This window comes from Falsiroseomonas oryzae (genome assembly GCF_027856955.1).
Taxonomy (GTDB): domain Bacteria; phylum Pseudomonadota; class Alphaproteobacteria; order Acetobacterales; family Acetobacteraceae; genus Falsiroseomonas; species Falsiroseomonas oryzae.
Window position 1 is genome coordinate 1 of sequence record NZ_JAPSMD010000598.1, and the last position, 2583, is coordinate 2583.

The 2583-nt window shown below is 72.2% G+C and carries 2 protein-coding genes; both read right to left on the reverse strand.

The genetic code is table 11. The annotated features are described in order from the left end of the window. Positions 1 to 133: 133 nt before the first annotated feature. Positions 134 to 1885: a ShlB/FhaC/HecB family hemolysin secretion/activation protein gene (locus OZN99_RS29405; protein ID WP_270938766.1), complete on the reverse strand. Its 1752-nt coding sequence runs from the start codon at positions 1883 to 1885 to the stop codon at positions 134 to 136. A 244-nt stretch (positions 1886 to 2129) separates the two neighbouring features. After that, the coding region (locus tag OZN99_RS29410) for an OmpA family protein (protein ID WP_270938767.1) at positions 2130 to 2583 on the reverse strand (454 nt) is incomplete at its 5' end.

Genomic DNA, 2583 nt, shown 5'->3' on the forward strand with positions numbered 1-2583 from the left:
CCGGCAGCAGAGCCGTGGTCGCCAGCAGCGCCTGGCGCACCAGCCCGGCCGGCGCCGCGGCGTGCGCAGCGCGGTGCACGGCGGGGCGGGCTTCGGGGCGGCGGCGGATCCGGTGGGTCATCGGGCGTGCGCCTCAGAACCGGGTGAGCAGGCGGAAGAAGCCGGCGGTCTCGTCGAGAAGCGGCACGTTGGTGCTGCCCGTGGCGTCCACCCGCCGCGTCAGACGCCGAACGCCTTCCAGGTCCAGTTGCAGCCAGTCCGTCAGGAACAGCCGCACGCCGCCACCCCAGGATTCGATGGTCTGGCCCGTATCGGTCAGCAGGTTCTCCCAGGTGCGGCCATAGTCGCGAAACAGGTAGAACTGTGCGCCCGGGTTGAACTCGAGGCCAGGGAAGAGGGAAGCGGGCAGCGGTACCGGCCGCGGGCTGACGTCCAGCTGCAGTTCGACCGTGGCGCCGAAGGCGCTGTCGCCGGTCACCTGCCCCGCATAGAAGCCGCGGCCGAGCCGCGTGCCGCCAAGGAAGAACTTCTCCGTCACCGGCAGCACGTCCCCGGAGTGCTGGCCAGCCACCTGCCCGAAGATGCCGAGCATCAGGCCGTCGCCCAGGCCGATCACCGGCTGCGAGCGGCTGAGCTCCGCGGTCCACTTGCTGAACTCGAAGTTGCTGTCGACGCGGCCCGGCGGCGGCAGATCGCCGGGGCGGGACGCGTCGAGCCACGGCACGCCCTGGTGGAAGCGGATCAGCGCAGTGGTGGTGGCCGGCGCCGGTGCGAGGCCGAAGAAGGTGTCGAGCGCGTTGCCCTCGAAGCCGAAGCGCAGCGCGCGCACGCGATCGAGGCTCTGACGGACGGAGGGGCTGCCGACCTCCACCTCCGTGTTCAGGTAGTCGAATTGCGCGGCGGCGAAGAGATTCATCGGCCGGCTGCGGATCACCGGATACTGCGCCGCCACCCCGGCTGCGGTCGTGTTGGCCTGGTAGGCGATCTGCTCCAGGAAGCCGCCAGGGTTGCTGACGCCGGAGCCGGCATAGGCGCGCAGGCGCAGCCCCGAGCCGCCCGCGAACGCCTCCGCCGAGATCTGGCCGTAGGTCTGCTCGCGCTCCTCGGCGCGGAAGATCGAGGCCTCGATCCGCTCGCCGAAGGAGGTGAAGGAGTTGGAGCCGACCGCGAAGATGCCCTGAACCGGGCCGGTCAGCCGGAAGCCGCGGTTGTCCACCGCGAAGTAGCCGCTGAAGGGCCGCCGCGTGACCTGCGCGATCAGCTCGAGTTCGCCGGATTCGCCGCCCTGCAACGGGCGGACCACGCTGCGCACCGTGACGCCCGGCATGTCACCCGCCAGCAGCAGGGCGCGTTCCAGCCGGCGCGTGGTGATGGCACCGCCGCCCACCAGCGGGTCGAGGAAGCGCAGCACCTGCGTGCCTGCCGGGCCGATGTCGCCGTCCAGCTTCACCGAGGCGATCCGGCCCTCGACAACCGACATGGTCAGCGCCACCCCATCCGCCACCGGCGAGACGCCGGCGGAGGCGGTGACGAAGGGATAGCCGGCGCGGCCGTAGGCGGAGATCAGCGCGATCCGCGCATCCTCGATGGCGGAGAGGGGGACCTCCGCACCGACGAGCGGCTGGAGCAGCGGCAGGAGTTCGCGCTCCGGCAGCGCCTCGTTGCCGGTGAGTCGAACCGAGACGACGCGGACCCGCACCTGGTCGCCCGGGCCGCGCGTCGCCTCGGGCACAGCGGGGCGCAGCGAGGGGGCAAGTTGCGGCGCCTCCGGCGGGGCCAGGCGCTCGATCAACTCGGGCGTGATGGGCGGCGGACGCTGCGCGGAAGCGGGCACCGCGAGCACGGCAAGGCAGAGAAGGACGCCGACGGAGGAACCTACCCGCATCTGCTCGCGCCGCCCCTGGTGGTCCGCTCGCTGGTCCGCTTCCTGCGGGGCATGCGGTCCTATGAAACCCTTGCGGGAGTATTACCGACTGTTGGCTTTCCTGACTAGATCGTGAATGCGTGTCCAGGTCGCGGGCAGAGAAGGAGAAAAATGGGATTCTGGCCGGTCGGGCTAGGCCCGGAATCAGAACCGCCGCGGTGGGCCGCGGCGGTCCGGACGAGACGAAAGGTCGGCTCGGGTCGGCTCAGTTGCCCAGGTTGACGACCTGCACGCGACGGTTGCGGCGCTCCGGCACCTCATCGCGGGTCGGGACGAGGAGGTCGTCCTCGCCGCGGCCGACGATCTCGAGGCGGGCGGCGTTCACGCCGAAGCGCTGCACCAGGTAGTCACGCACGGCGGCGGCCCGTCGCTCGGAGAGCGACTGGTTCGCATCCCGCGCGCCGACGCTGTCGGTATGCCCCTCGATCCGGAACCGGAATGCAGCCAGGTCCGACGAGGCGAGCGCACGGCCCAACGGGGCGAGCGCAGCCTGCGCCTCCGGCGTCAGCTCCGCCGAGCCCGACGGGAAGGTGACGGTGATGCTGGCCGCGCCGGCATCCGCCGGTGCGGTGGTGGTGCGGGCCGGCGCGGGTTCCGCCCGGGACGGCACAGTGACCGCCGCGACGGCGGCCGTCGACGCGGCGGCGGCGGGCGCCGCC